Below are 21,182 nucleotides of genomic sequence, written 5' to 3'. Positions count from 1 at the left end.
TGAAAACTTATGAATACCAGAAATGAAATGAAGACAACCGACTAGCTAGGAAAAAGTTGATTAATATAATCAAGAAGGCTGCAACATTAAGAAATGCTAATGATTTACCAAAGACATTCTTTTTAATGCGAAGGTATAAATAACTGCTATATAAAATTAATAGAATGAATGACCCCACTATCTTGGGATCATACCATAGAAATTCCGGGAGCTTGATGTATGCCCATTGCAGTCCCAATATCAGGCTCAACAGAAGCATCGCTACCCCGATGGAATTCGAGATATAGGATATCTTCTCAAGCTTGGACAAATCACTGATCCTCCATAACCTCTGCCCCCATTTTTTCTCCTTCAATAATTTAAACTGGAGGAGATAAAGTAGGGAAAACACAAAGGAAAGACTGAAGGCCCCGTATGACAGGATGGCCATCGTAATGTGAATCAGCAGTAACTCCGATACCATCTGTTCTGCCATCGCCTGGGACTCGACCTGAACGGGCGCAAATGTATGGATCGCCATGATGATGAAACCGAGTACATTTGTAAAGAAAACAGTGAAATCCACCCTTAGCAATCGGTTGATGATCAGGGACAGGGTGATGAGCACCCAGGCATAAAAATAAAGCCCCTCAAAGATGGTGAGGACCGGAAACCTGCCTGTATTCATCATGTATAGAAATAAAAAGATTGTTTGAAGGACCCAAACAATCGCAAGTAACCAGAAGGCAAACAAGTTCGCCTTCCGGTTTTTGTTTAAGAAATCTATAAAATAAAAGAGAATACTAATAGCATACAGAACAATCATAAGTTCGTGCAGCCTAGTCATCGTTTGTTCAAACATCGACATTAACCTCACTTATGCTTGAAAAGAGGGTTGTGGTGTAAAGCTATGATTGCTCTCAGTCTTTTCGTTGGCTGCTTTCACTTGTTTCTGCTCTAACACTTCTTGTTCAATGTTAAAAATGTTGATGAATAAATCCAGCTTATCTTCTGCATCCGGAAGACCTGCAAATTCCTTCGCCTGGAGGATCGGATCTTTTAATAACTGATTGATGATGCTTTTTGTGTGCTTATTCAAAACTTTGCGTTCACGATCGGTTAAATCAGGCATTTTCCGTTCGATGCTTTCCATCGTATCTGCCTGGATGGAAAGTGCCTTCTGCCTGAGGGCAGAGATGACCGGCACCACACCGAGCATATTCAACCATTCTTTAAACGCAACAATTTCCGCTTCAATCATGATTTCAATTTGCTCAGCCGCCTTTTTGCGTTCGGCGAGATTCGCCTGGACGATGCCTTCCAAATCATCGATATCATAAAGGAATACGCTCTCCAGCTGGCCGATTGCAGGATCTAAGTCCCTCGGTACCGCAATGTCCACCATGAATAAGGGACGGCCCTTCCTCATGCTTTCCACATGGGACATCATTTCTTTCGTGATGACAAAATCCTTTGCTCCCGTGGAACTGATCATGATATCCGCTTCTACAAGGGCGCATTGAAGCTCCTGCATCGTCTTCGCATTACCGCTGAAACGCTCTGCCAGGGTTTGGGCCTTCTCAAACGTACGGTTGATCACGGTCACCTTGGTGGCTCCACTGCCATGAAGATTCTTGATGGCAAGTTCCCCCATTTTCCCTGCACCAAGTATGAGGACATGCTTACCCTCCAGGCTGCCGAATACCTTCTTAGCCAATTCAACGGCCGCATAGCTGACTGATACCGCATTGGAACCAATCTCTGTTTCCGAGTGACCCTTTTTCGCAACCGTCACCGCCTGCTTGAACAGATGATTAAATACGGTACCCGTCGCTCCCGACTCCTGGGCATTCAGGAAGCTTGAACGGATTTGTCCAAGGATCTGGGTTTCCCCGAGGACCATGGAGTTCAATCCACAGGCAACCTTAAACAGGTGTTCGACCGCTCCTTCTTGTTCATAAATGAACAGATAAGGCGTGAACTCCTCTTTATCTATATCAAACCATTGAGATAAAAATTCTTTAATATAATAACGACCTGTATGAAGCTGATCCACTACCGCATAAACTTCCGTTCTATTACATGTAGAAACAATCACATTTTCAAGGATGCTTTTCTTTTCCTTTAATGTTTTCATGGCTAAAGGAAGATCAGTTTCATTGAAAGATAAACGCTCACGAATCTCTACAGGGGCCGTTTTATAATTTAAACCAACGACTATTGTATACATGCTATGCACTACACCCCCAAGTAAAATCATTACTGTTATTATAACATGTCCAAATAAGTCCTCAGGCCCTGAAATGTGAACAGAAATTGAAACCTGTGCTACAGTTAAGGGGGTAGAATCGAATGATTCTTCCGGGACTTGCTAAACATCACTTTCATCATTACATTTAAGTAGAAGAAAGAAATAAGCTTGAAAGCATTTTCAATTCTTCTTAAATCTTTTATATTTCGACATTTGCCTACTAATGTAGGGTACCAAAACAAGCCTAAAGAATCAAGTAATGGAAAGCTTTCTCACGATTCATCGGAACAAAGGGATCGATTTTTCATATTATGTGTCATTTTCCCTTAAAAAATAGGAATTAAAACCGAAATTTTACTAATTTTCAGGAGGAAAAGAATGAAGCAGCAGCGAATATTCCCCGGAATCATCTTAATTGGGTTTGGGGCCTACTTTTACTTACAGCAGGCGAACATTGTATTATTTCAGGAATTTTTTACGTGGCCCACTTTGCTTATTATTGTCGGACTCGCTTTTCTCGGTCAGGGATACGGGGGAAGGGATTATGAAGCCATCCTGCCCGGTACGATCCTGGTTGGATTCGGACTGCATTTCCATGTGGTCAACAAGCTTGACGTTTGGCCGGATCATATGGGGACCTTTATCCTCATCATCGCCCTCGGTTTTCTTCTCAGATATCAGAAGACACGTGCCGGCTTATTTCAAGGAGTGCTCTTTCTGACACTCTCTATCATTCTTCTATTCTCTGATAAAGTGGTGCGATGGTTCGGTTTCATCGAAGGAAGCGTGGGAAGCGCGTGGGAATTCTGGCCCATCGTCATTATCGGGATAGGGGTTTACTTATTATTTGTAAGAAAAAAATAGGCAAGAAAAAAAGCCCGGAATCGCATCCGGGCCTTTTCTCGTGTATTAGAGAACCGAGTCCAAAAATTCTTTCGTCCTCTGTTCTTTTGGAGAGTGGAATAATTCCTGTGGGGGTCCCACTTCGACGATGCGTCCATCATGCATATAGACGACCCAATCGGCCACTTCACGGGCAAATCCCATTTCATGTGTCACGACGACCATCGTCATCCCTTCTAAAGCAAGCTCCTTCATGGTAGCGAGTACCTCACCGACCAATTCCGGATCAAGTGCCGAGGTGGGCTCATCGAACAGCATGATATCAGGCTTCATGGCAAGGGCCCTGGCGATGGCGACACGCTGCTTCTGTCCCCCGGAAAGCTTGGACGGGTAGACATTTTCTTTATCCCCAAGACCGACCTTTTTTAACAGTTCTTTGGCATCCTTCCTTGCTTCCGCCTTAGAGATACCCTTTACGTACACCGGTGCCTCCATCACATTTTCCAATACGGTTTTGTGGGGGAAAAGATAGAAATGCTGGAACACCATCCCTACCTTTTGACGGATTTTATTCAGATCATGGGTATCCTGGTTGACTTCATCGCCTTCGATGACAACCTTCCCATTATCTTTCAGCTCAAGGAAGTTCAAGCAGCGAAGCAGTGTACTCTTCCCAGATCCACTGGCCCCAATGAGACAAACCACGTCACTTTCCCTTACACTGATATCAATGTCCTTCAATACATGTAAATCACCAAAGGATTTATTAAGTTTCTCTACTTTAATCATTTCCTGACTCATACTCATCCCTCCTGCGTCATTCTTAATCACTGATGGACATACGTTTTTCAATTACATTGACAATTGTTGAGAATAGTAAAACAAGAACCAGGTAATAGATTGCTACGACGAGCAAATAGGTCATATAATCAAAATTATTCGATCCGAGTGTCGTTGCCACGCTGAACAATTCGAACATCCCGATGAAGGAAGCAAGGGATGAATCCTTCAATGCAATGATAAATTGATTACCCAGAGGCGGCAGGGCACGCCTGAATGCCTGAGGAAGGATGATCCTTCTCATGGACAATCCAAGGGACATCCCAAGGGAACGCCCGGCTTCCATTTGCCCTTTGTCGATGGACTGAATGGCTCCCCGGAAGATCTCTGCGATATAGGCCCCATTATGGAAAGCAAGACCCATGACGACCGACCAGAAGCCTGAAATATTCAAGGAGGTCAAACCGAAATAGAAAATGAAAATTTGAACGATTAATGGTGTACCCCTTACAACAAAAATGTATAAATCCGCAATCAGGGACAAAGGCTTGATCCCTGAAATCTTCAGGAAAGCGAAAAACAGACCGATCACAATCGCAATCAGGACAGAAACAAAGGTTAACTGGAATGTTAACAGCATCCCTTTCAGAAAAACATCATATGTACCTGCAAAGGTTTCTAAAAAGTGCATGGACTTCCCTCCGTTCGATTTTTTCCACTTTAAGACAAAAAGCGAATGCGCATAGAAGCACATTCGCTCTGTGTCATGCTGCTCTTACTCTTTCTCGGGATCTGATGTAATATCTGTTTTGAAATATTTTTCACTGATTTTCTTCAATGTACCGTCTTCTCTTAATGCTTCAAGAGCTTGATTGACTTCTTTTAATAGCTTCTCATTATCTTTACTGACGGCGATTGCCTGCTCACTGCGTCCGATCAGTTCACGTGCTTCGATGTTCAGGCCTGAAGCAATCGCTTCTTTACCTGTAATGAAGTCTGTGATGACGGCATCGTGTTTTCCTTTGTTTAACGCTTCAAGGGCCACAACGTCACTATCGTATGCCTGAATTTTATCCGTTACTTCCTTTGCGGTATCTGAGTATGTCGATCCCTTTGATACGGCAATTTCCTTGTCCTTCAAATCATCCAGGGTTTCAACATCACTGTCTTTACGGACGAAAATCTGTGGACCTGAATAATAATAAGGAGTTGAGAAGTCTACTTCCTTCAAACGATCTTCCGTGATCGTGTGACTGGCGACCGCCGCGTCGAAACGTCCGGATTTGACCCCTTCTACAATTCCTGCAAATTTAAATTTCTTCTGCTCGGGTTCAAGACCCATTTCTTTCGCAACGGCTTCTGCCACTTCAATATCGAAACCTGACATGGTTCCATCGTCATTCGTCACACTGAATGGCTTGAATTCACCGGAAGCTGCATAAACGAATTTGCCTTCCTCCACTAACTTGGCACCACTCTCTGTAGTAGCTTTGTCTCCGCAAGCGGATAGAAGAAGTGCAGCAAGTACTAATAAGACCAGGCTTTTCAAATTCTTCACTGTCTAGAGTCCCCCTTATGTAGCTTGTAATATTTTTAATCTTTCATAATTTTATCAACAAAAGAGAAAATTCTCAAAATTCAAATATAGCTTCCACAGCTTATAATTATCCATTTTGGTGGATGAAACCCATTCAGCTTTGATATGGATACATATGCGTCCCTATCCTTTCATTTCCTTTCATATCCTTTCGTCCTATAGGCCAAAAAACCTTATACGGACTTCGGTAGACCTTCTTTATTACTACTTTTAAGTAAAAAAAAAGAACCGATCTCCACAAATGGAAATCGGTTCTTTAAAAGATCATTTATAATACGATTTGATGGCGTCCCAGGCTTTGTCTTTTCCAAGGCCTGTTTCGGAAGAGAACATGATAAGGTCGTCTTCACTGTCCATGTTCAGGGTTTCCTTTGTGACTTTCAGGTGCTTCTGCCACTTACCTTTCGGGATCTTGTCCGCTTTGGTGGCAATGACGATGCATGGCAGTCCGTGATGCTTGAGGAAATCATACATCATCACATCATCCTTGGTCGGGGCATGGCGCAGATCCACGATCAGGATGACCGCCCTTAGCTGCTCACGGGAAGTGATATAGGTTTCAATCATCTTTCCCCATGCTTCCCGCTCGGTTTTGGATACTTTGGCAAAACCATAACCGGGAACATCCACATAATAGAGGGTTTCTTCTATTTTATAGAAGTTCAGCGTCTGGGTTTTACCAGGCTTGGATGAAATCCTCGCCATGCTCTTCCTTCCGATCATTTTATTGATGAATGAGGATTTTCCTACGTTAGAGCGCCCGGCCAAGGCAAACTCTGGAAGGATATCGCCAGGGTATTGTTCAGGCCTGACCGCACTGATGACTAGCTCAACTTGATTTACTTTCACTTCTTTTCACCTACTAATGCTTTCTCTAAGACTTCATCGATGTGAGATACAAGGATGAACGTTAATTCTCCCCTCACGCTTTCAGGAATATCATCTATATCCTTTTCATTATCTTTCGGAAGGATAATCGTTTTAATCCCGGCACGATGAGCACTTAATGTTTTTTCTTTCACTCCGCCGATTGGAAGGACTCTTCCTCTCAGGGTCATTTCACCCGTCATCCCCACTTCACGGTTCACGTATTTCCCTGTCAGGGCTGATACGAGTGCCGTTGTGATCGTGATCCCGGCTGATGGACCATCTTTCGGGACTGCCCCTTCTGGAACGTGGATGTGTATATCATATTTCTCGTGGAAATTCTCATCGATCCCAAGTTCCCCTGCCTTCGAACGTACGTAGCTGAAGGCCGTTTGAGCAGACTCCTTCATGACGTCTCCCAGTTTCCCGGTCAGGACAAGCTTCCCTTTACCCGGTGCGAGGGATACTTCGATTTGAAGGGTATCCCCTCCGACCGTCGTGTAGGCAAGACCGGTTGATACACCGATCTGATTTTCGATTTCTGCCTGGCCGTAACGGAATTTTCTCTTTCCGAGGAACTCTTCTATATTGCTTGAAGTGATCACGACTCTCTTCTTATCACCCGAAACGATGATCTTCGCCGTTTTTCTGCAAAGAGCGGCCAGCTGGCGCTCCAGGCTCCTTACACCGGCTTCCCTGGTATAATAGCGGACGATATCAACGATCGCTTCATCTCTCACTTGAAGCTTGGATTTGGTCAATCCATGATCCTTGATTTGCTTTTCCAGTAAATGATGCTTTGCAATGTTTAACTTTTCAAGCTCCGTATAACCGGCAATCGTAATGATTTCCATCCTGTCCCGAAGTGGTCCCGGTATGGTGGATAGGTCATTGGCCGTTGCAATGAACATCACTTTTGATAAGTCGTATGTCTCTTCAATATAGTGATCACTAAAGTTTGAATTTTGTTCGGGATCCAGTACTTCAAGCATCGCAGAAGAAGGATCTCCCCTGAAATCACTGGACATTTTATCGATTTCATCGAGAAGGAACACAGGGTTGATAGTACCTGCCTTTTTCATACCGCGGATGATCCTGCCGGGCATGGCTCCTACATACGTACGTCTGTGTCCCCTGATTTCGGATTCATCACGGACGCCTCCAAGGGAGATTCGTACAAAATTCCGCCCCAGTGATTCAGCCACGGAACGGGCCAAGCTCGTTTTCCCGACCCCTGGAGGTCCGGCCAAACACAGAATCGGCCCTTTCAGGGATTGAGTCAGCTGCTGAACGGCAAGATATTCAAGAACCCTTTCCTTGACCTTTTCAAGACCGTAATGATCCCTGTTTAAAATCTGTTCAGACCGCTTGATGTCCAACTGGTCTTCCGTTTCGGTGGACCATGGTAAAGAAACAAGCCACTCGATGTAATTTCGGATCACAGAGCTTTCAGCAGAGCTTGAAGGCACTTTCTCATAGCGGGCAAGCTCCTTTAATGCCGTAAGTTCTACTTCTTCAGGCATATTGGCCTGTTCGATCTTCGCCGTTAAATCTTCAATTTCACCCGTTTTACCTTCTTTGTCACCCAACTCTTTTTGAATGGCTTTCATTTGCTCCCGAAGATAATACTCTTTCTGGGTTCTTTCCATTGAACGTTTGACACGCTGCCCGATTTTTTTCTCTAAGCTCAGTACTTCTTTTTCATTGTTGATCGTTTCGATCACCATTTGAAGCCGCTTCTTAATATCGAGTGTTTCCAGGACGTTTTGCTTTTCCTTCATCTTGAGGGGCAGATGGGATGCCACGATATCCGCGAGCCTTCCCGGTTCTTCAATATCTGAAACGGTTGAATACGTTTCGGCTGATACTTTCTTTGATAGCTTTATGTATTGTTCGAAATAATTGAGTAACGTCCTCATCAACGCGTCTGTTTCCGATTCCTTCCCTTCAGAATCATGAAATTCCTTCACCGTTACTTCATAGAAGTCCTTTTGCCCGGTGAATGACGTAATAGACGCACGATTCATTCCCTCGACAAGCACCCTGATGGTCCCATTTGGCAGCTTGAGCATCTGCTTGACCTTTGTAAGAGTTCCCATCTCGTAGAAATCTTCCTGTGTTGGCTCATCTATATTCATATCTCTTTGAGTAGTTAAGAAAATTAAATGATCATCCATCATCGCTTTTTCTAAAGCTTGAACGGAGCGCTCACGTCCAACATCTAAATGCAAGACCATTGTTGGATACACAAGTAAGCCTCTTAATGGAAGGAGGGGAACCGTTAAATTATTTTGTTTAGCCACATATAACACCTCCGAATTTTGCTCATGAGTCTTTGTACAATTCTAACTTATTTACTAGGTAGTGTCTATTAAATAGGTATTTACAACTTTATTCGAAAGGGGTGTCGCTTATTCCTTTTCGAGTTATTCAAAAACAAACCGATTCGGATAGACCCGAATCGGTCAACAGTCTATACACTTTTCTTATTTTGTTCAGGTGCGAGATCGGGTGTCGAGACGTGATCCTTCATCAGGGCGAGATCAAGAACTTCCTTTAGCTGTTTGACCGGGACCACTTCGATTCCTTCTATCTCTTTTAACATCGCCTGCTGGTTGTCGTAAGGAATGATGGCCATGGTCGCACCGGCGAGTTTGGCCCCCTTCACCTTAGGATATACCCCTCCGACAGGCTTAACAGATCCATGTATACTGATTTCACCTGTGACGGCAATCGTATGCTTGATGGGAATCCGGTAAATGGCCGAGTAGATCCCGAGAGCCATGGCTATCCCTGCAGAAGGTCCGTCGACCGGCACTCCGCCTGGAAAGTTCACATGGATATCATACTGATCGGCAGGTACTCCCATGGAACGAAGGACGGTGATTACATTTTCGATTGAGCCTTTCGCCATACTTTTTCTTCTGATGGATTTACTCCGATCACCGATGCTTTCTTCTTCCACGATTCCCGTCACATTGATGGTACCCTTATCGGCAGCCGGAATGACGTTTACTTCAATCTCAAGTAAAGATCCGGTGTTTGGTCCTGTCACGGCTAACCCATTGACGAGACCAATCGTTGCTTCTTCATTGATTTTCTTCTGATAGCGCGGGGACAGCTGACTGGATTGAATGATCCACTCGAGCTCATGATCATAGATTTCTTTCCTATTTTCTGTGATGGCAACCCCGGCGGCTATCTGGACCATATTGACTGCTTCACGTCCGTTACGCGCATAGGATGCGAGGGTTTCGAGACCTTTGTCACTGATCGTCATTTCAACTTTCTCAACGGCTCCTGCCGCTACCTTCTTCACTTCATCATGTTCAAGCTCCCTGAAGAAAACTTCCATGCATCTGCTGCGGATCGCCGGAGGCAGTTCATTCGGTGTACGGGTCGTGGCACCGATCAAGCGGAAATCAGCCGGAAGGCCGTTTTTGAATATATCATGTATATGGGTGGGAATTTGATGATTTTCTTCATTGTAATAGGCGCTCTCAAGGAACACCCTGCGATCTTCCAATACTTTTAAGAGCTTATTCAATTGAATGGGGTGCAATTCCCCGATTTCATCAATGAACAATACGCCTCCATGGGCATTTGTCACAGCTCCCTGTTTTGGCTGCGGGATCCCGGCCTGTCCCATGGCTCCTGCCCCTTGATAGATGGGATCATGGACGGAACCAATCAGCGGATCGGCAATCCCCCGTTCATCGAATCGTGCCGTAGTGGCATCCAATTCAACAAAAACGGCAGAAGACCTGAATGGGGACTTCATATTTTTCTTTGCTTCTTCCAGGACCAAACGGGCTGCTGCCGTTTTTCCGACACCGGGCGGTCCATAAATGATGACATGCTGTGGATTCGGACTGCATATCGCTGCTTTTAATGCTTTGATGCCATCTTCCTGTCCGACAATATCTTCAAAGCTTGAGGGTCTTACTTTTTCGGCAAGGGGTTCAGTTAGTGAAATGGACCTCATCTTTCGGAGTTCTTCCATCTCTTTTTTTGATTCACGGTCAATGGAAACTTTTTGCGTTCGCTGGTTTTTCAACAGATTCCAGAAGTACAATCCAATGATGATTCCGAAGAATAATTGGATGAATAAAGCGATGCTCGTAAAGCTCATTCGTCTCCCTCCAAGTAGATACAAGTTGTTATCGGTTAGTATCTCCTTGACCTTGTGGGAATAAACAAAAAAATTCGGTAAGGGGATGGTTTAAAAAGCATAAAAAGATATGTATATTACTTCAATTTTTCTCTACTAATCGACAATCCTCAATATCTAAAGACCATAGTCCTGAGTTCATGACCACTCCAGATTGTACGATGTGAATTTTTTTAGAGAAGATCGGACCGTCCAGGACGAAGGTGTGGTATTCACCGGCTTCACCCATGACGCAGCAGCCTTTCATACGGTGGATATCCTTATAAAATTTCCAATCGAGCATTCTGCCGGCCCATGACTGGTCGAATACCTTCTCGGAAGCCCTGCATACGACGGCAGAAAATCCAAGTGTGATGAATTCTTTCAGTAATTGACTGCTTTCCCCCTCCGATATCCATACGGGAAATGAGGGTGAGAGACCCGCTTTCACTGCCACTTCTTCATTCCACTTTCGATCTTCTTGTGCATATAAGCTTCCAAAGACAATTTCATCCACACCCTTATCCTGCTTTAAATCTGATAATGCCCCGATGAGGGAACGCTCATAATCATTTCCGGAATTCACAAGTACCAGCGGAATACCAAGGGCTTTTGCCTGATGCTCAAGGATATTCAACCTTAGACCGTGAGCATGATTCCGTTCATGTTTTTCAGAGACCATAGAAATGAGACACTCTACTTTTTTGCCGGCTTTTAAAGTACGATACAAAGCCAGACACCCGTCTTTCCCGCCACTCCAGCTAATGGCCACCTTGGTTTTCTTATTGTCCAACCGTCCCATCTCCTTTCTATATTTCCAGTCGTAAAAAAAGCCGGGAATGAAGGATCATTCCCGGCTTTACGTTAAGCTATTAAGCTGATGTCTTTTCTTCGTTTGGATCGATCATGGTGCCATCCTCAAGCATTAAATGAGGAGCTGCATCTTCAAGGATCGTCTCTTTCGTAATGATACATTTTTTAATATCATCACGTGAAGGAAGATCGAACATTACATCGAGCATCATCGTTTCGATGATGGATCGCAGCCCACGTGCACCTGTTTTACGCTCAATTGCTTTTTTAGAGATTTCAAGCAGGGCATCTTCTGTGAACTCAAGCTCGACATCATCCAATTCAAGCATTTTTTGGTATTGTTTGACCAATGCGTTTTTAGGTTTAGTCAGGATTTCAACCAGCGCTTCTTCATCAAGAGGCTCAAGGCTTGAAATGACCGGTAAACGACCGATGAATTCCGGAATCAATCCGAATCTCAATAAGTCTTCAGGAACAACTTTAGAAAGCAGGGACTTATCTTCTTTCACATCAGCGTTTTTAGGATCAGAACCGAATCCGATTACCTTTTGACCTAAACGGCGCTTGATGATTTGTTCGATTCCGTCGAATGCTCCACCACAAATGAATAGGACATTGGACGTATCGATCTGAATGAATTCCTGGTGAGGGTGCTTGCGTCCGCCTTGTGGTGGAACACTTGCTACCGTACCTTCAAGAATTTTCAATAGGGCTTGTTGCACCCCTTCACCTGATACATCCCTTGTGATGGATGGATTTTCGGATTTCCTTGCCACTTTATCGATTTCATCGATGTAGATGATCCCTTTTTCAGCTTTTTCCACATCGTAGTCAGCTGCCTGGATCAGTTTCAATAGAATATTTTCTACATCTTCCCCGACGTAACCGGCTTCTGTTAAAGAAGTCGCGTCCGCGATGGCGAAAGGAACGTTAAGAATACGAGCCAGAGTTTGGGCGAGGAGGGTTTTCCCGCTACCAGTCGGTCCAATCATGGCTATATTACTCTTAGACAATTCAACGTCATCGACTTTGCTGCTGGAGTTGATACGCTTGTAGTGATTGTAAACCGCTACTGCCAGTGATTTCTTCGCCTGGTCCTGTCCGATGACGTATTCGTCGAGAATTTCACGGATTTCACGTGGTTTCGGTACGTCTTTGAATTCTACTTCTTCTTCTGTACCCAGCTCTTCTTCTACGATTTCTGTGCAAAGCTCGATGCACTCATCACAAATATACACACCTGGTCCAGCGACTAGTTTACGAACTTGGTCTTGAGTTTTTCCGCAAAAAGAACATTTTAATTGCCCTTTTTCATCATTAAATTTAAACAATGATTTTCACCCCTTCGTTAAAACTTCATAAAATCGTGCTCTGTTTCATCAAACGAACGATTCCTTACATCCCTATTACCTAAAGTTATGTACTGCATTTTATCATATTATATGTTCGTAAAGAAATTGATACGATTCTTAAGAATCATCTTATTATGTATCGTGCATTTTAGCAAATCTTTTACATTGCCAATGTTTATTTTGTCCAATTGAAGTCAGGTAATGTAAGGAATCTGATTATGTATGTTCATGGTGAAAAGTAGTGCAACCCCGCTTCATAAGCTTTTTCCAAAAATAGTGGTTCTTATTCTTAAAAGCGAAAACAATTACTAACTTATGAAGTGAAGCTTAGTGATTTGGCTCATTTACGCCATCATCATCAAAAGCGACGGAGCAAACTCATTTGCTCTTTCGCTTTTGATGATGATGGCTACTTTTCAGCAAAGCTTGAAAAACGTGTGAAACATTCGTTTCACACGAATGAGCCAAATCACGGGGTATATCCGCTTCCGCTTCATTGTACAAAACAAGGCACGAAGAAATCGCGCCTTGTTTGCTATTTTTATTATGCTACAGTTTTGCTGTTTTCAACAAGGAATTCTACTGCTTTACGTACTTTAAGGTCAGCTTTAAGTGTGTCAAGGCCGCCTAGTGCTTGTTTGATGTTATCAGCAGTCATGTTGTATTGTTCAGCCATTTTGTTTACTTCTTCTTCTGCTTCTTCGTCGGTTACTTCCAGGTTTTCCGCTGCCGCGATTGCTTCAAGTGTTAAGTTAGTGCGAACGCGTTTGCCAGCATCCTCTGTCATTTGACCGCGAAGATCTTCTTCTGATTGACCAGAGAATTGGAAGTAAAGATCAAGGTTCATACCTTGCATTTGCAGGCGTTGTTCGAACTCTTGCATCATACGGTCCACTTCAGCTTTAACCATTACTTCTGGGATTTCAACTTCAGCGTTGTCAGAAGCTTTATTTACAAGTGTTTCACGAACCGCTGTTTCAGCTTCGTTCTTTTTAGACTCTTGAAGGCGTTTTTCGATTTTTTCTTTTAGTTCAGCAAGCGTTTCAACTTCTTCGTCAGCGTCTTTTGCGAACTCATCATCAAGTGCCGGAAGTTCTTTCGCTTTGATTTCGTGAACTTTTACTTTGAATGTAGCAGGCTTGCCAGCAAGCTCAGCTGCATGGTATTCCTCAGGGAAGTTTACTTCTACTTCTTTCTCTTCTCCTGCTGCAACACCAACCAGTTGCTCTTCGAATCCTGGGATGAACTGACCAGAACCTAATTCAAGTGAATAGTTCTCAGCTTGGCCGCCTTCGAATGCTTCACCGTCAACGAATCCTTCGAAATCCATTGTCACTGTGTCGCCTTCTTCAGCTTTTCCATCTTCTTTGACAGCAAGCTCAGCTTGTTTTTCTTGAAGTGAAGTAAGTTCTGCTTCAACGTCCTCAGCTGTTACTTCTGTTTCCATTTTTTCAACTTCAAGACCTTTGTATTCGCCAAGTTTCACTTCTGGTTTCACTTGTACTTTAGCAGTGAAGATCAGGTCTTTTCCTTTTTCCATTTGCTCGACATCGATTTCAGGACGGTCGATTGGATCGATTCCTGTTTCTTCGATTGCTTTCGCATATGCCTCAGGTAAGATGAAATCTAATGCATCTTGGTAAAGTGATTCCACACCAAAACGTTTTTCGAACATTCCGCGAGGCATTTTCCCTTTACGGAATCCTGGTACGTTCACTTGTTTCACAACTTTTTTGAATGCTGCGTCCAAACCTTCGTTTACTTTTGCAGCTTCTACTTCAATTGTAAGTACTCCTTGGTTTCCTTCTTGCTTTTCCCATTTTGCAGACATACTGTTCCCTCCAACAAATCTATAGTTGATCTTAATTTTTTTACGCATAGTAGTAGATAGTCCCGTGTGAATCTAGCACTATCATCGTAAATATATGAAAAACTTTTACATTACAACCATTACATTATAACATACAGCCACTGTCTTTCAACAGAGGGGGTTTAAATATTCGGAGAGGAAATTTCCTCTAGTTCCGTAAGCCTTGATAAAATCCCTTTAGCCTGACTGCTTTCAACCTGCTCTTTTAACTCTTCTTCAAGGATCGCATCGGCAAACATCCCGGCGGTGTAATAGGCATATACCGCAGCGATTTCGTCCGGTTCTTCTTTAAGTGTAAATGGATAGAGCAGAAAGGCGTGACGTTTCAGTAATTCTTCTGCGTGCTGAAATAGAGTGGGATTCGTTTGTGCCAGAAGCTCATCCAGGGCATGCGTGACCCCGGTGAAGAAATCCGACTCGAAAACGTCTTCCAACGCTGCGGGATGAACCCGCTCTTCCATCCCTAACTTCACCACAACTACTTCTTTATCCATTCCATGCTCTTTTAAAACATTTAATATCATCGTTTGTAAAAACGGATGGGCATCGGGATCCTGTAAAACCCCCTGCAATTCCCCGATGAACGGGTGAATATTACGATGAACGAGCTGTGCCACAATCAACGTCTGTTCCTCGAGGCTTTTTCCTGTCAAGATTGACGATTGATCTTCATTCTCTACTTCCTTCTCAGGAACAGCCGCTTTCCCGTTCACTACCTTTTCACTGAAATGGAGAAGCTTCCTGAAGTGTTCTTCCTTTTCAAAGGGTACTTCCCTTTCATCAAAAAGGGCATTGATTGTATCGATCACTTCACTGTGCTTGTGAAGCTGTATCAGAATCATTAAGTACATATCCACGACCTCGAAATAGTCACCGATTCCTTCGAGGAGCATCTCTTTACATATGGATCCAGCCTGATCGTATTGTTTGCTTTCATAGAGCGATAATACGAGTGCCGTATTGATGTCCGGGTTATCCGGTTCCAATTCATAGGCTTGTGCGAGGAGCTGGGAGGATTCATGGACTTCCCCTTTTTCCAGGGCCTGCACCCCTTTTTCCAGCAGCCGGTCCTTCAATCCTGGGAACTGTACAATCTTCCCTTTTCCTTCTTGGTTTCCCTTATTCATAAAACGTACCCGCCTATACTGTTTAGTTTGTATTAGTTTAGCACGATATCATTTGGATAACAAAAAAAGCCTACCTCATTGGGGTAAGCTTTACGTATGTAGGGTTTATGGCGTCCCAGAAGAGATTCGAACTCCCGACCTACAGTTTAGGAAACTGTTGCTCTATCCTGCTGAGCTACTGGGACACATTGAAATGTTAGCAAAATGATTCAAAAAAACATCGCACTATGTATCGGATAAAAAAAGAGATACCTCACAGTTACTGTGTCAGTACCCCTTGTTAGTCAAAACCCTGATCTCAAGGTTCGTATGTAATGATTATGGCGTCCCAGGAGAGATTCGAACTCCCGACCGACGCCTTAGAAGGGCGTTGCTCTATCCAGCTGAGCTACTGGGACGTGTGTGTTTTTGTTATTTGTTTTTCAAGGACAATATTTATTATATTCACATAGCATAAATAAGTCAACAGATTTTCAAAAAAAGTTTTATTTTATTTTTCAGCTTTGCTTTTTATAATTCAAAACATAATGGGAACCCGTACGAGACGGGTTCCCACACTATATTTCACTAGCTGAATGTTTGCGTCAATTCATCCAGCACCACATGATCGTGGGTCAGGAATGTGACGTTGATTTCTTGATCTTCCGTATCTACCAATGCGTAGGTACGCTCACTTCTTCCCCGTGGCAGCAGGATGCTTCCAGGGTTCAGGAATAATGTGCCGTTAATCCATTCTGCCCCCAGTGAGTGGGAGTGACCAAAGAACACAAACTGTGCCCCGACCTCTTCCGCTCTGTATCGGAGTTTCATCAATGACATCTTGATTCCATAGTGATGTCCGTGCGTCACCATGATGGTGTGGTCGTCTACCTTCTCTACCAGGTCGTCAGGCAGTCGTGCATCCATGTCACAGTTCCCCCGGACAATGAGATAAGATGATAATGCAGGATCATCCGCACTCAACTCCGAGTCACCACAGTGAATCATGGCGTCTACACTGGACTTGTACATCTCTGAGAGATCCAACAATTCATCTTTGGATCCATGACTGTCACTTACAACTAATAATCTCATTCAGATTCACCCTTTAAACTAAGTCTGAAATCATATTTCCGAGCTTTTCTAGTGCGTGACCTCGATGACTGATCTGACTCTTTTCATCTTGTGTCAATTCAGCCATGGTCTTTCCAAGGGAAGGCACGAAGAAGATTGGATCGTAGCCAAACCCGTTCGTCCCTCTCTTCTCACGCAGGATCATCCCTTCACAACTTCCTGTCACCGTCTTCGTTTCCATGTCAGGGCCGGCAATGGCCAACACACAGTGAAAACGGGCCGTTCGGTCGGATTCTTCCACTGACTCAAGCTCCTCTAATACTTTCGTCATATTCGCTTCGTCGCTTTTTTCTTCCCCGGCATAGCGCGCGGAATACACGCCCGGACGACCTTCAAGGGCATCGATGGCCAACCCGGAATCATCGGCAATCACAAGTTCCCCTAATTCACGGGCTACAGTTTCCGCTTTTAAAATCGCATTCTCTTCAAAGGTTACGCCTGTTTCTTCCACATCCTCAATATGAGGAAGGTCTAGTAATGTTTGTACCTCATACCCGTAAGGCGCAAACATATGTTGGAATTCTTTTGCTTTTCCCCTGTTCTTTGTGGCTATGATCACTCGTTTTGTCATCGGTTCTCTCATCCCTTTATTGAAATCTCTTTACGATATCACCTAATGATTGCTGCTGGATTTGGAATAATTCGTGTATCCCAACTTGTCCAAGCTTCAGTAATTGATGCAGTTGATCCATTGTAAAGGTGGCTTCTTCACCGGTTCCCTGAAGCTCCACAAATTCACCCTCACCCGTCATGATGATGTTCATATCCACCAATGCGCTGCTATCTTCAATATAATTCAAATCAAGGACTGCTCCGTGTTCTTCCACAATCCCGACACTTGTCGCTGCAAGGAAGCTCTTGAGTGGGAATGAAGAAATCTTTTTACTGTCCTGAAGCTTGGCAAGGGCGATTGCCATGGCAACGAATGCCCCGGTAATGGAAGCCGTTCTTGTCCCGCCATCTGCTTGAATGACATCACAATCGATCCAGATCGTGCGTTCTCCCAACGCATCCAAGTCAACGACCGCTCTCAGGGCACGTCCAATCAAGCGTTGAATTTCCATCGTCCTACCCGAGATTTTCCCTTTGGACGATTCACGGATATTTCTCGTTTCCGTCGCTCTCGGAAGCATGGAATATTCCGCCGTGATCCACCCTTTTCCACTGTTCCTCATAAACGGAGGCACACGCTCTTCGATACTGGCGTTACAAATGACCTTCGTTTCACCAACCGTTATCAATACAGAACCTTCCGGATGCTTGACGTATCCTGTCTCGATTTCGATATGTCGCAATTGATCCTTTTCTCTGCCGTCTGTTCTCATATAATTCCCTCCTGTTTGTTCGTTCGTTATGTAAAAAATGGCCTAATCAAAAATAGAAGAGGCGGCAATCTGCCAACCTCTTTTCAAGTGTTTCTATTCATAGTATATCAAAAAAACGTGATTTAAAAACTAATTGCGTTCACATTTTCTGGTCTTGTCACCGGTTCAGTCACCGTTTCCCCGTCTTTAGAGACGGTGGTCGCTTCACCATTCACGAGTACCGATACCCCTTTGATGCCCTTTTGCTCGGTCAGGGAGAGGACGAGGGAATTCAGCATATGCTCAGAAACCATCTTTTCTTCCAGGCTGCCATACACCGCTTCATTAAAGTTCAGCGTCACGGTTCCATCCTCAAGCTTCGGATCATCCAACAGCTTTGCCCCAGTAAAGTCACTTGCCAGGGAAGAAGAATAACCCGGCCCTTCGATCAGTTCATTCACCACTGCCTTGACTTCATCTGCGGATTTGGAACTGACGCGTTTCGTCACAGGAACATAATAGGTCTTATCATCGGATTGCGATACATAATACACTGTAAGCGGTTTGGTGCTCGTCGGATCCACCACGCCTGACGTATCCACATTGATCCCGACTTTTCTCGTTAATCCATTTTCGTCGATCGGCGTACCATTCACCGGCATCTCCGTTAATGGATACCCGTTCACCCGCAGTTCAACTTTCTCAACCGAATCGAACTGAGTCAATGTCCATGTTACGGACTGAAGGATTTTCTGTTCATCTTCAGGCTGATAATTATTGAATTCCGGAGAAAAATCGGCAATCGCCTTTCCGTCTTTAATATCAACCGTCACTTGCGTATCTGCCGGTAATACGGCCCTGAATCCGTTTGGCAGGATGTTTTCGACAGGACCATTCTTCACTAAGTATTCCACGGCCTGTTTGGCCACGCTTTCCTGATTTGGAAGAGGGATCGACTGGGAAACGACATAGCCGTTTTTATCGATTAAATACAATTCCGTCATGACGGTCTCAGCACCCGCTTCTTCTTTGCTCACCTTTTTATCTGAATCCTCTTTCTTGGCGGTATCGACTTTCTCCCCTTCTTTCAAGTAGGATAAGTCTTGAGGAGGATCGATCTTCTCCTTGTCATCACCGAAACTGAGTAATCCACAACCGGAAAGATATACAGAAGAAGCTAAAACCGTTACAGCAATTGACACCTTTGCTTTTTTTGCCATTGGGAAACCTCCTAAAAGACAGTTTGTACTAACATATATACGAGCCCCCTCCAAAAAATAGACCGAAACTTTTCACAATAAAATCAACAAAATAAAAAAACCACCCGACCACAAGATTCTACTCTTGTAATCGGATGGTTTCTGCCGTTACTTCCCCGACTGTCAGCCAATCGGAGGCGATCCGGGAAAAGATCGCCGAAGACCCCGTGTTGAAAAAACGGTGTTCCGGCTTGAGGACTCCCCTGTACAGGAGATTATAATAATCAAGGATCGTACTGACTTCCCGGGCGGTTTCGTCACCGGAACTTATCACACTGATCTCAGGGCCCATATAAGCCTGTATCTTCGGCTGCAGCAACGGATAATGGGTACACCCGAGGATCAACGTATCGATCCCGGACTCTTTAAGAGGATGGAGCGTCTCCCCTACTATATCAGTCGCCATGGAGCTGTCATACTCTCCACTTTCTACAAGCGGAACAAACTTCGGGCAGGCGAGGGACGTGACGTCCAGACTTCCGTGAAGGGAGTGAAGGGCATCCACATAGGCACCGCTATTGATTGTCCCCACGGTTCCAAGGACACCGATCCTCTTATTATGAGTATGCTTGATCGCAGCCCGGGCTCCTGGATGGATGACGCCAATCACCGGTATATCCAAATGGGTCTGTATTTCATCCAGTACCACCGCAGTGGCGGTATTGCAGGCAATGATCAGCATTTTGATATCATATTGCATGAGATATTGAGTCATTTCCCACGTGAACGCTTTTACTTCTTGAGCTGATCTGGGTCCGTAGGGGCAGCGGGCTGTATCACCTAAGTAATAGATGGTCTCTTTCGGCAGCTGACGCATCACTTCTCTCGCGACGGTGAGCCCCCCTACCCCAGAATCAATGATGCCGATTGGTTGAATCACATTATTCCCTCATTCTGGTTTAATTTCCTGATGGAGTTTTGCTAAATGATCTTTTAATAATAGCACTTCCTGGGCAGAGAAATCCGTTAAGGCACTCTGTAAGTAATTCTGCCTTTTCTTGATCACTTCTTCAATAATTCTTTCGCCCTCTTTTAACATATGAATGCGTACGACGCGACGATCATTCTCATCCTTGACCCGCTCGACTAACTGGTTTTTTTCCATTCTATCAACAAGATCCGTTGTCGTACTGCAGGCAAGGTACATTTTATTCGAAAGATCTCCGATTGTCATATCCCCATACTCGAATAACCATTGCAACGCGATGAACTGTGGTGGCGTGATGGTGTACTGACTTAATATCTCTCTTCCTTTTTGCTTAATGATCGATGATATGTATCGAAGGTCTTTCTCGATATCTGCCACAACTTGTATATCTTCAATGGATTGCTCTTTAGAATTCGTCATTATTTCTCTCCTTTTACATTCAGAAACCGGACATTTACTCCTTATGATAAACCGGAACGCTCAAGCCTTCCCGTTTTAGCTTCTATATCTATTATTGGTCAAGCGTGTATTCCCCTTACTAGCATTTTCACCTTTTTCTCAGAAAAATTCAACACAAGTTATCAGAACGACCAGAACTAAAAGAGACTGACTCTCATTCAAACATTAATAGGTATCATGTTGAGAAACCCGTTAATTGTTCGGCATCAGAATCAGTCCCTTACATTTAAAGCTTGAGTTCCCCCATGCGAAGAAGCTCTACAACAGCTTGAGATCGCCCCTTCACTCCAAGCTTTTGCATGGCGTTGGAAATATGATTTCGAACTGTTTTCTCGCTAATAAATAGATCACTAGCAATTTCTTTAGTTGTTTTGTCTTGAACCAACAGTTCGAATACTTCTTTTTCTCTTTTGGTGAGCAACGGTTTGTGTGTAAAATCATTGTCCTTCAATTATGGTAACCCTCCTTGCCTTCGCCAGCTTTAAACCGC

20 protein-coding genes and 2 tRNA genes are annotated in these 21,182 nt (G+C 44.0%); 1 reads left to right on the top strand and 21 read right to left on the bottom strand.

The genetic code is table 11. From position 1 onward, the window contains the following. Window positions 1-7: 7 nt before the first annotated feature. Both ccsA and hemA read right to left on the bottom strand, forming a co-directional pair. Entirely contained in the window at window positions 8-841 is an 834-nt protein-coding gene (gene ccsA / locus N5C46_RS21720) for a cytochrome c biogenesis protein (protein WP_258264701.1), read from the bottom strand. Window positions 842-856: 15 nt separating this feature from the next. Beyond that, window positions 857-2,209, bottom strand: coding sequence for a glutamyl-tRNA reductase (hemA, locus tag N5C46_RS21715; RefSeq protein WP_261750205.1), 1,353 nt, complete (start codon window positions 2,207-2,209; stop codon window positions 857-859). 399 nt (window positions 2,210-2,608) lie between these two features. On the opposite strand from hemA, the gene N5C46_RS21710 reads away from it, so the two are divergent. Further along, window positions 2,609-3,094 (top strand): LiaI-LiaF-like domain-containing protein, encoded by a 486-nt coding sequence (locus N5C46_RS21710; protein ID WP_098439713.1) that lies wholly within the window; start codon window positions 2,609-2,611, stop codon window positions 3,092-3,094. A 45-nt stretch (window positions 3,095-3,139) separates the two neighbouring features. Here the strand turns inward: N5C46_RS21710 and N5C46_RS21705 are convergent, their stop codons facing one another. From N5C46_RS21705 to N5C46_RS21615, 19 genes are all read right to left on the bottom strand, one after another. After that, window positions 3,140-3,874: an amino acid ABC transporter ATP-binding protein gene (locus N5C46_RS21705; RefSeq protein WP_272501216.1), complete on the bottom strand. Its 735-nt coding sequence runs from the start codon at window positions 3,872-3,874 to the stop codon at window positions 3,140-3,142. 22 nt (window positions 3,875-3,896) lie between these two features. Next, window positions 3,897-4,544, bottom strand: coding sequence for an amino acid ABC transporter permease (locus tag N5C46_RS21700; protein ID WP_034757145.1), 648 nt, complete (start codon window positions 4,542-4,544; stop codon window positions 3,897-3,899). Window positions 4,545-4,628: 84 nt separating this feature from the next. Beyond that, a complete protein-coding gene (locus N5C46_RS21695; RefSeq protein ID WP_051758187.1) occupies window positions 4,629-5,411 on the bottom strand; it encodes a transporter substrate-binding domain-containing protein in 783 nt (260 codons plus the stop codon). A 303-nt stretch (window positions 5,412-5,714) separates the two neighbouring features. Continuing rightward, entirely contained in the window at window positions 5,715-6,299 is a 585-nt protein-coding gene (gene yihA, locus N5C46_RS21690; protein WP_098439710.1) for a ribosome biogenesis GTP-binding protein YihA/YsxC, read from the bottom strand. Then, window positions 6,296-8,620: an endopeptidase La gene (lon, locus tag N5C46_RS21685; protein ID WP_261750204.1), complete on the bottom strand. Its 2,325-nt coding sequence runs from the start codon at window positions 8,618-8,620 to the stop codon at window positions 6,296-6,298. The genes yihA and lon overlap by 4 nt, the downstream gene beginning before the upstream one ends. A 170-nt stretch (window positions 8,621-8,790) precedes the next feature. Then, window positions 8,791-10,449, bottom strand: coding sequence for an ATP-dependent protease LonB (gene lonB / locus N5C46_RS21680; RefSeq protein ID WP_261750203.1), 1,659 nt, complete (start codon window positions 10,447-10,449; stop codon window positions 8,791-8,793). 121 nt (window positions 10,450-10,570) lie between these two features. Next, window positions 10,571-11,260 carry a Dph6-related ATP pyrophosphatase gene (locus tag N5C46_RS21675; protein ID WP_261750202.1) on the bottom strand — a complete coding sequence of 230 codons (690 nt, stop codon included), beginning with the start codon at window positions 11,258-11,260 and terminating at the stop codon, window positions 10,571-10,573. 79 nt (window positions 11,261-11,339) lie between these two features. Continuing rightward, window positions 11,340-12,611, bottom strand: coding sequence for an ATP-dependent protease ATP-binding subunit ClpX (gene clpX / locus N5C46_RS21670; protein WP_034757134.1), 1,272 nt, complete (start codon window positions 12,609-12,611; stop codon window positions 11,340-11,342). A gap of 565 nt (window positions 12,612-13,176) precedes the next feature. Then, on the bottom strand, window positions 13,177-14,463 hold the full coding sequence (gene tig / locus N5C46_RS21665; protein ID WP_261750201.1) for a trigger factor: 1,287 nt from the start codon (window positions 14,461-14,463) through the stop codon (window positions 13,177-13,179). Window positions 14,464-14,624: 161 nt separating this feature from the next. Further along, entirely contained in the window at window positions 14,625-15,629 is a 1,005-nt protein-coding gene (locus tag N5C46_RS21660; protein ID WP_261750200.1) for a tetratricopeptide repeat protein, read from the bottom strand. 108 nt (window positions 15,630-15,737) lie between these two features. Next, window positions 15,738-15,814 (bottom strand) — tRNA-Arg (locus tag N5C46_RS21655). Between the two features lie 136 nt (window positions 15,815-15,950). Beyond that, window positions 15,951-16,027, bottom strand: a tRNA-Arg gene (locus N5C46_RS21650). Between the two features lie 169 nt (window positions 16,028-16,196). After that, window positions 16,197-16,703, bottom strand: coding sequence for a metallophosphoesterase (locus N5C46_RS21645; RefSeq protein ID WP_261750199.1), 507 nt, complete (start codon window positions 16,701-16,703; stop codon window positions 16,197-16,199). A gap of 13 nt (window positions 16,704-16,716) precedes the next feature. After that, window positions 16,717-17,313, bottom strand: a complete 597-nt coding sequence (locus N5C46_RS21640) for an XTP/dITP diphosphatase (RefSeq protein ID WP_261750198.1) — start codon at window positions 17,311-17,313, stop codon at window positions 16,717-16,719. Window positions 17,314-17,329: 16 nt separating this feature from the next. Beyond that, entirely contained in the window at window positions 17,330-18,067 is a 738-nt protein-coding gene (rph, locus tag N5C46_RS21635; protein ID WP_261750197.1) for a ribonuclease PH, read from the bottom strand. 122 nt (window positions 18,068-18,189) lie between these two features. Continuing rightward, window positions 18,190-19,266 carry a GerMN domain-containing protein gene (locus N5C46_RS21630; RefSeq protein ID WP_261750196.1) on the bottom strand — a complete coding sequence of 359 codons (1,077 nt, stop codon included), beginning with the start codon at window positions 19,264-19,266 and terminating at the stop codon, window positions 18,190-18,192. A 118-nt stretch (window positions 19,267-19,384) separates the two neighbouring features. Continuing rightward, complete coding sequence (gene racE / locus N5C46_RS21625; protein ID WP_261750195.1) at window positions 19,385-20,185, bottom strand: glutamate racemase; 801 nt, start codon at window positions 20,183-20,185, stop codon at window positions 19,385-19,387. Window positions 20,186-20,194: 9 nt separating this feature from the next. Then, a complete protein-coding gene (locus N5C46_RS21620; RefSeq protein ID WP_261750194.1) occupies window positions 20,195-20,653 on the bottom strand; it encodes a MarR family winged helix-turn-helix transcriptional regulator in 459 nt (152 codons plus the stop codon). A 265-nt stretch (window positions 20,654-20,918) separates the two neighbouring features. After that, the gene (locus N5C46_RS21615; protein WP_032087424.1) at window positions 20,919-21,143 is read right to left on the bottom strand and encodes a helix-turn-helix domain-containing protein; all 225 of its coding nucleotides are present in this window, start codon (window positions 21,141-21,143) and stop codon (window positions 20,919-20,921) included. Between the last annotated feature and the right edge of the window lie 39 nt (window positions 21,144-21,182).

This window comes from Rossellomorea vietnamensis (genome assembly GCF_025398035.1).
GTDB lineage: Bacteria > Bacillota > Bacilli > Bacillales > Bacillaceae_B > Rossellomorea > Rossellomorea vietnamensis_B.
Note: the sequence above shows the minus strand (reverse complement) of the source record. Positions and strands in the feature narration are given on the sequence as shown.

What these genes read in the sequence shown, in the direction of transcription:
- ccsA (WP_258264701.1), bottom strand. Translation starts at nt 841, where the DNA reads ATGTTTGAACAAACGATGACTAGGCTGCACGAACTTATGATTGTTCTG.
- hemA (WP_261750205.1), bottom strand. Translation starts at nt 2,209, where the DNA reads ATGTATACAATAGTCGTTGGTTTAAATTATAAAACGGCCCCTGTAGAG.
- N5C46_RS21710 (WP_098439713.1), top strand. Translation starts at nt 2,609, where the DNA reads ATGAAGCAGCAGCGAATATTCCCCGGAATCATCTTAATTGGGTTTGGG.
- N5C46_RS21705 (WP_272501216.1), bottom strand. Translation starts at nt 3,874, where the DNA reads ATGAGTCAGGAAATGATTAAAGTAGAGAAACTTAATAAATCCTTTGGT.
- N5C46_RS21700 (WP_034757145.1), bottom strand. Translation starts at nt 4,544, where the DNA reads ATGCACTTTTTAGAAACCTTTGCAGGTACATATGATGTTTTTCTGAAA.
- lonB (WP_261750203.1), bottom strand. Translation starts at nt 10,449, where the DNA reads ATGAGCTTTACGAGCATCGCTTTATTCATCCAATTATTCTTCGGAATC.
- tig (WP_261750201.1), bottom strand. Translation starts at nt 14,463, where the DNA reads ATGTCTGCAAAATGGGAAAAGCAAGAAGGAAACCAAGGAGTACTTACA.
- N5C46_RS21660 (WP_261750200.1), bottom strand. Translation starts at nt 15,629, where the DNA reads ATGAATAAGGGAAACCAAGAAGGAAAAGGGAAGATTGTACAGTTCCCA.
- N5C46_RS21645 (WP_261750199.1), bottom strand. Translation starts at nt 16,703, where the DNA reads ATGAGATTATTAGTTGTAAGTGACAGTCATGGATCCAAAGATGAATTG.
- N5C46_RS21640 (WP_261750198.1), bottom strand. Translation starts at nt 17,313, where the DNA reads ATGACAAAACGAGTGATCATAGCCACAAAGAACAGGGGAAAAGCAAAA.
- rph (WP_261750197.1), bottom strand. Translation starts at nt 18,067, where the DNA reads ATGAGAACAGACGGCAGAGAAAAGGATCAATTGCGACATATCGAAATC.
- N5C46_RS21630 (WP_261750196.1), bottom strand. Translation starts at nt 19,266, where the DNA reads ATGGCAAAAAAAGCAAAGGTGTCAATTGCTGTAACGGTTTTAGCTTCT.
- N5C46_RS21620 (WP_261750194.1), bottom strand. Translation starts at nt 20,653, where the DNA reads ATGACGAATTCTAAAGAGCAATCCATTGAAGATATACAAGTTGTGGCA.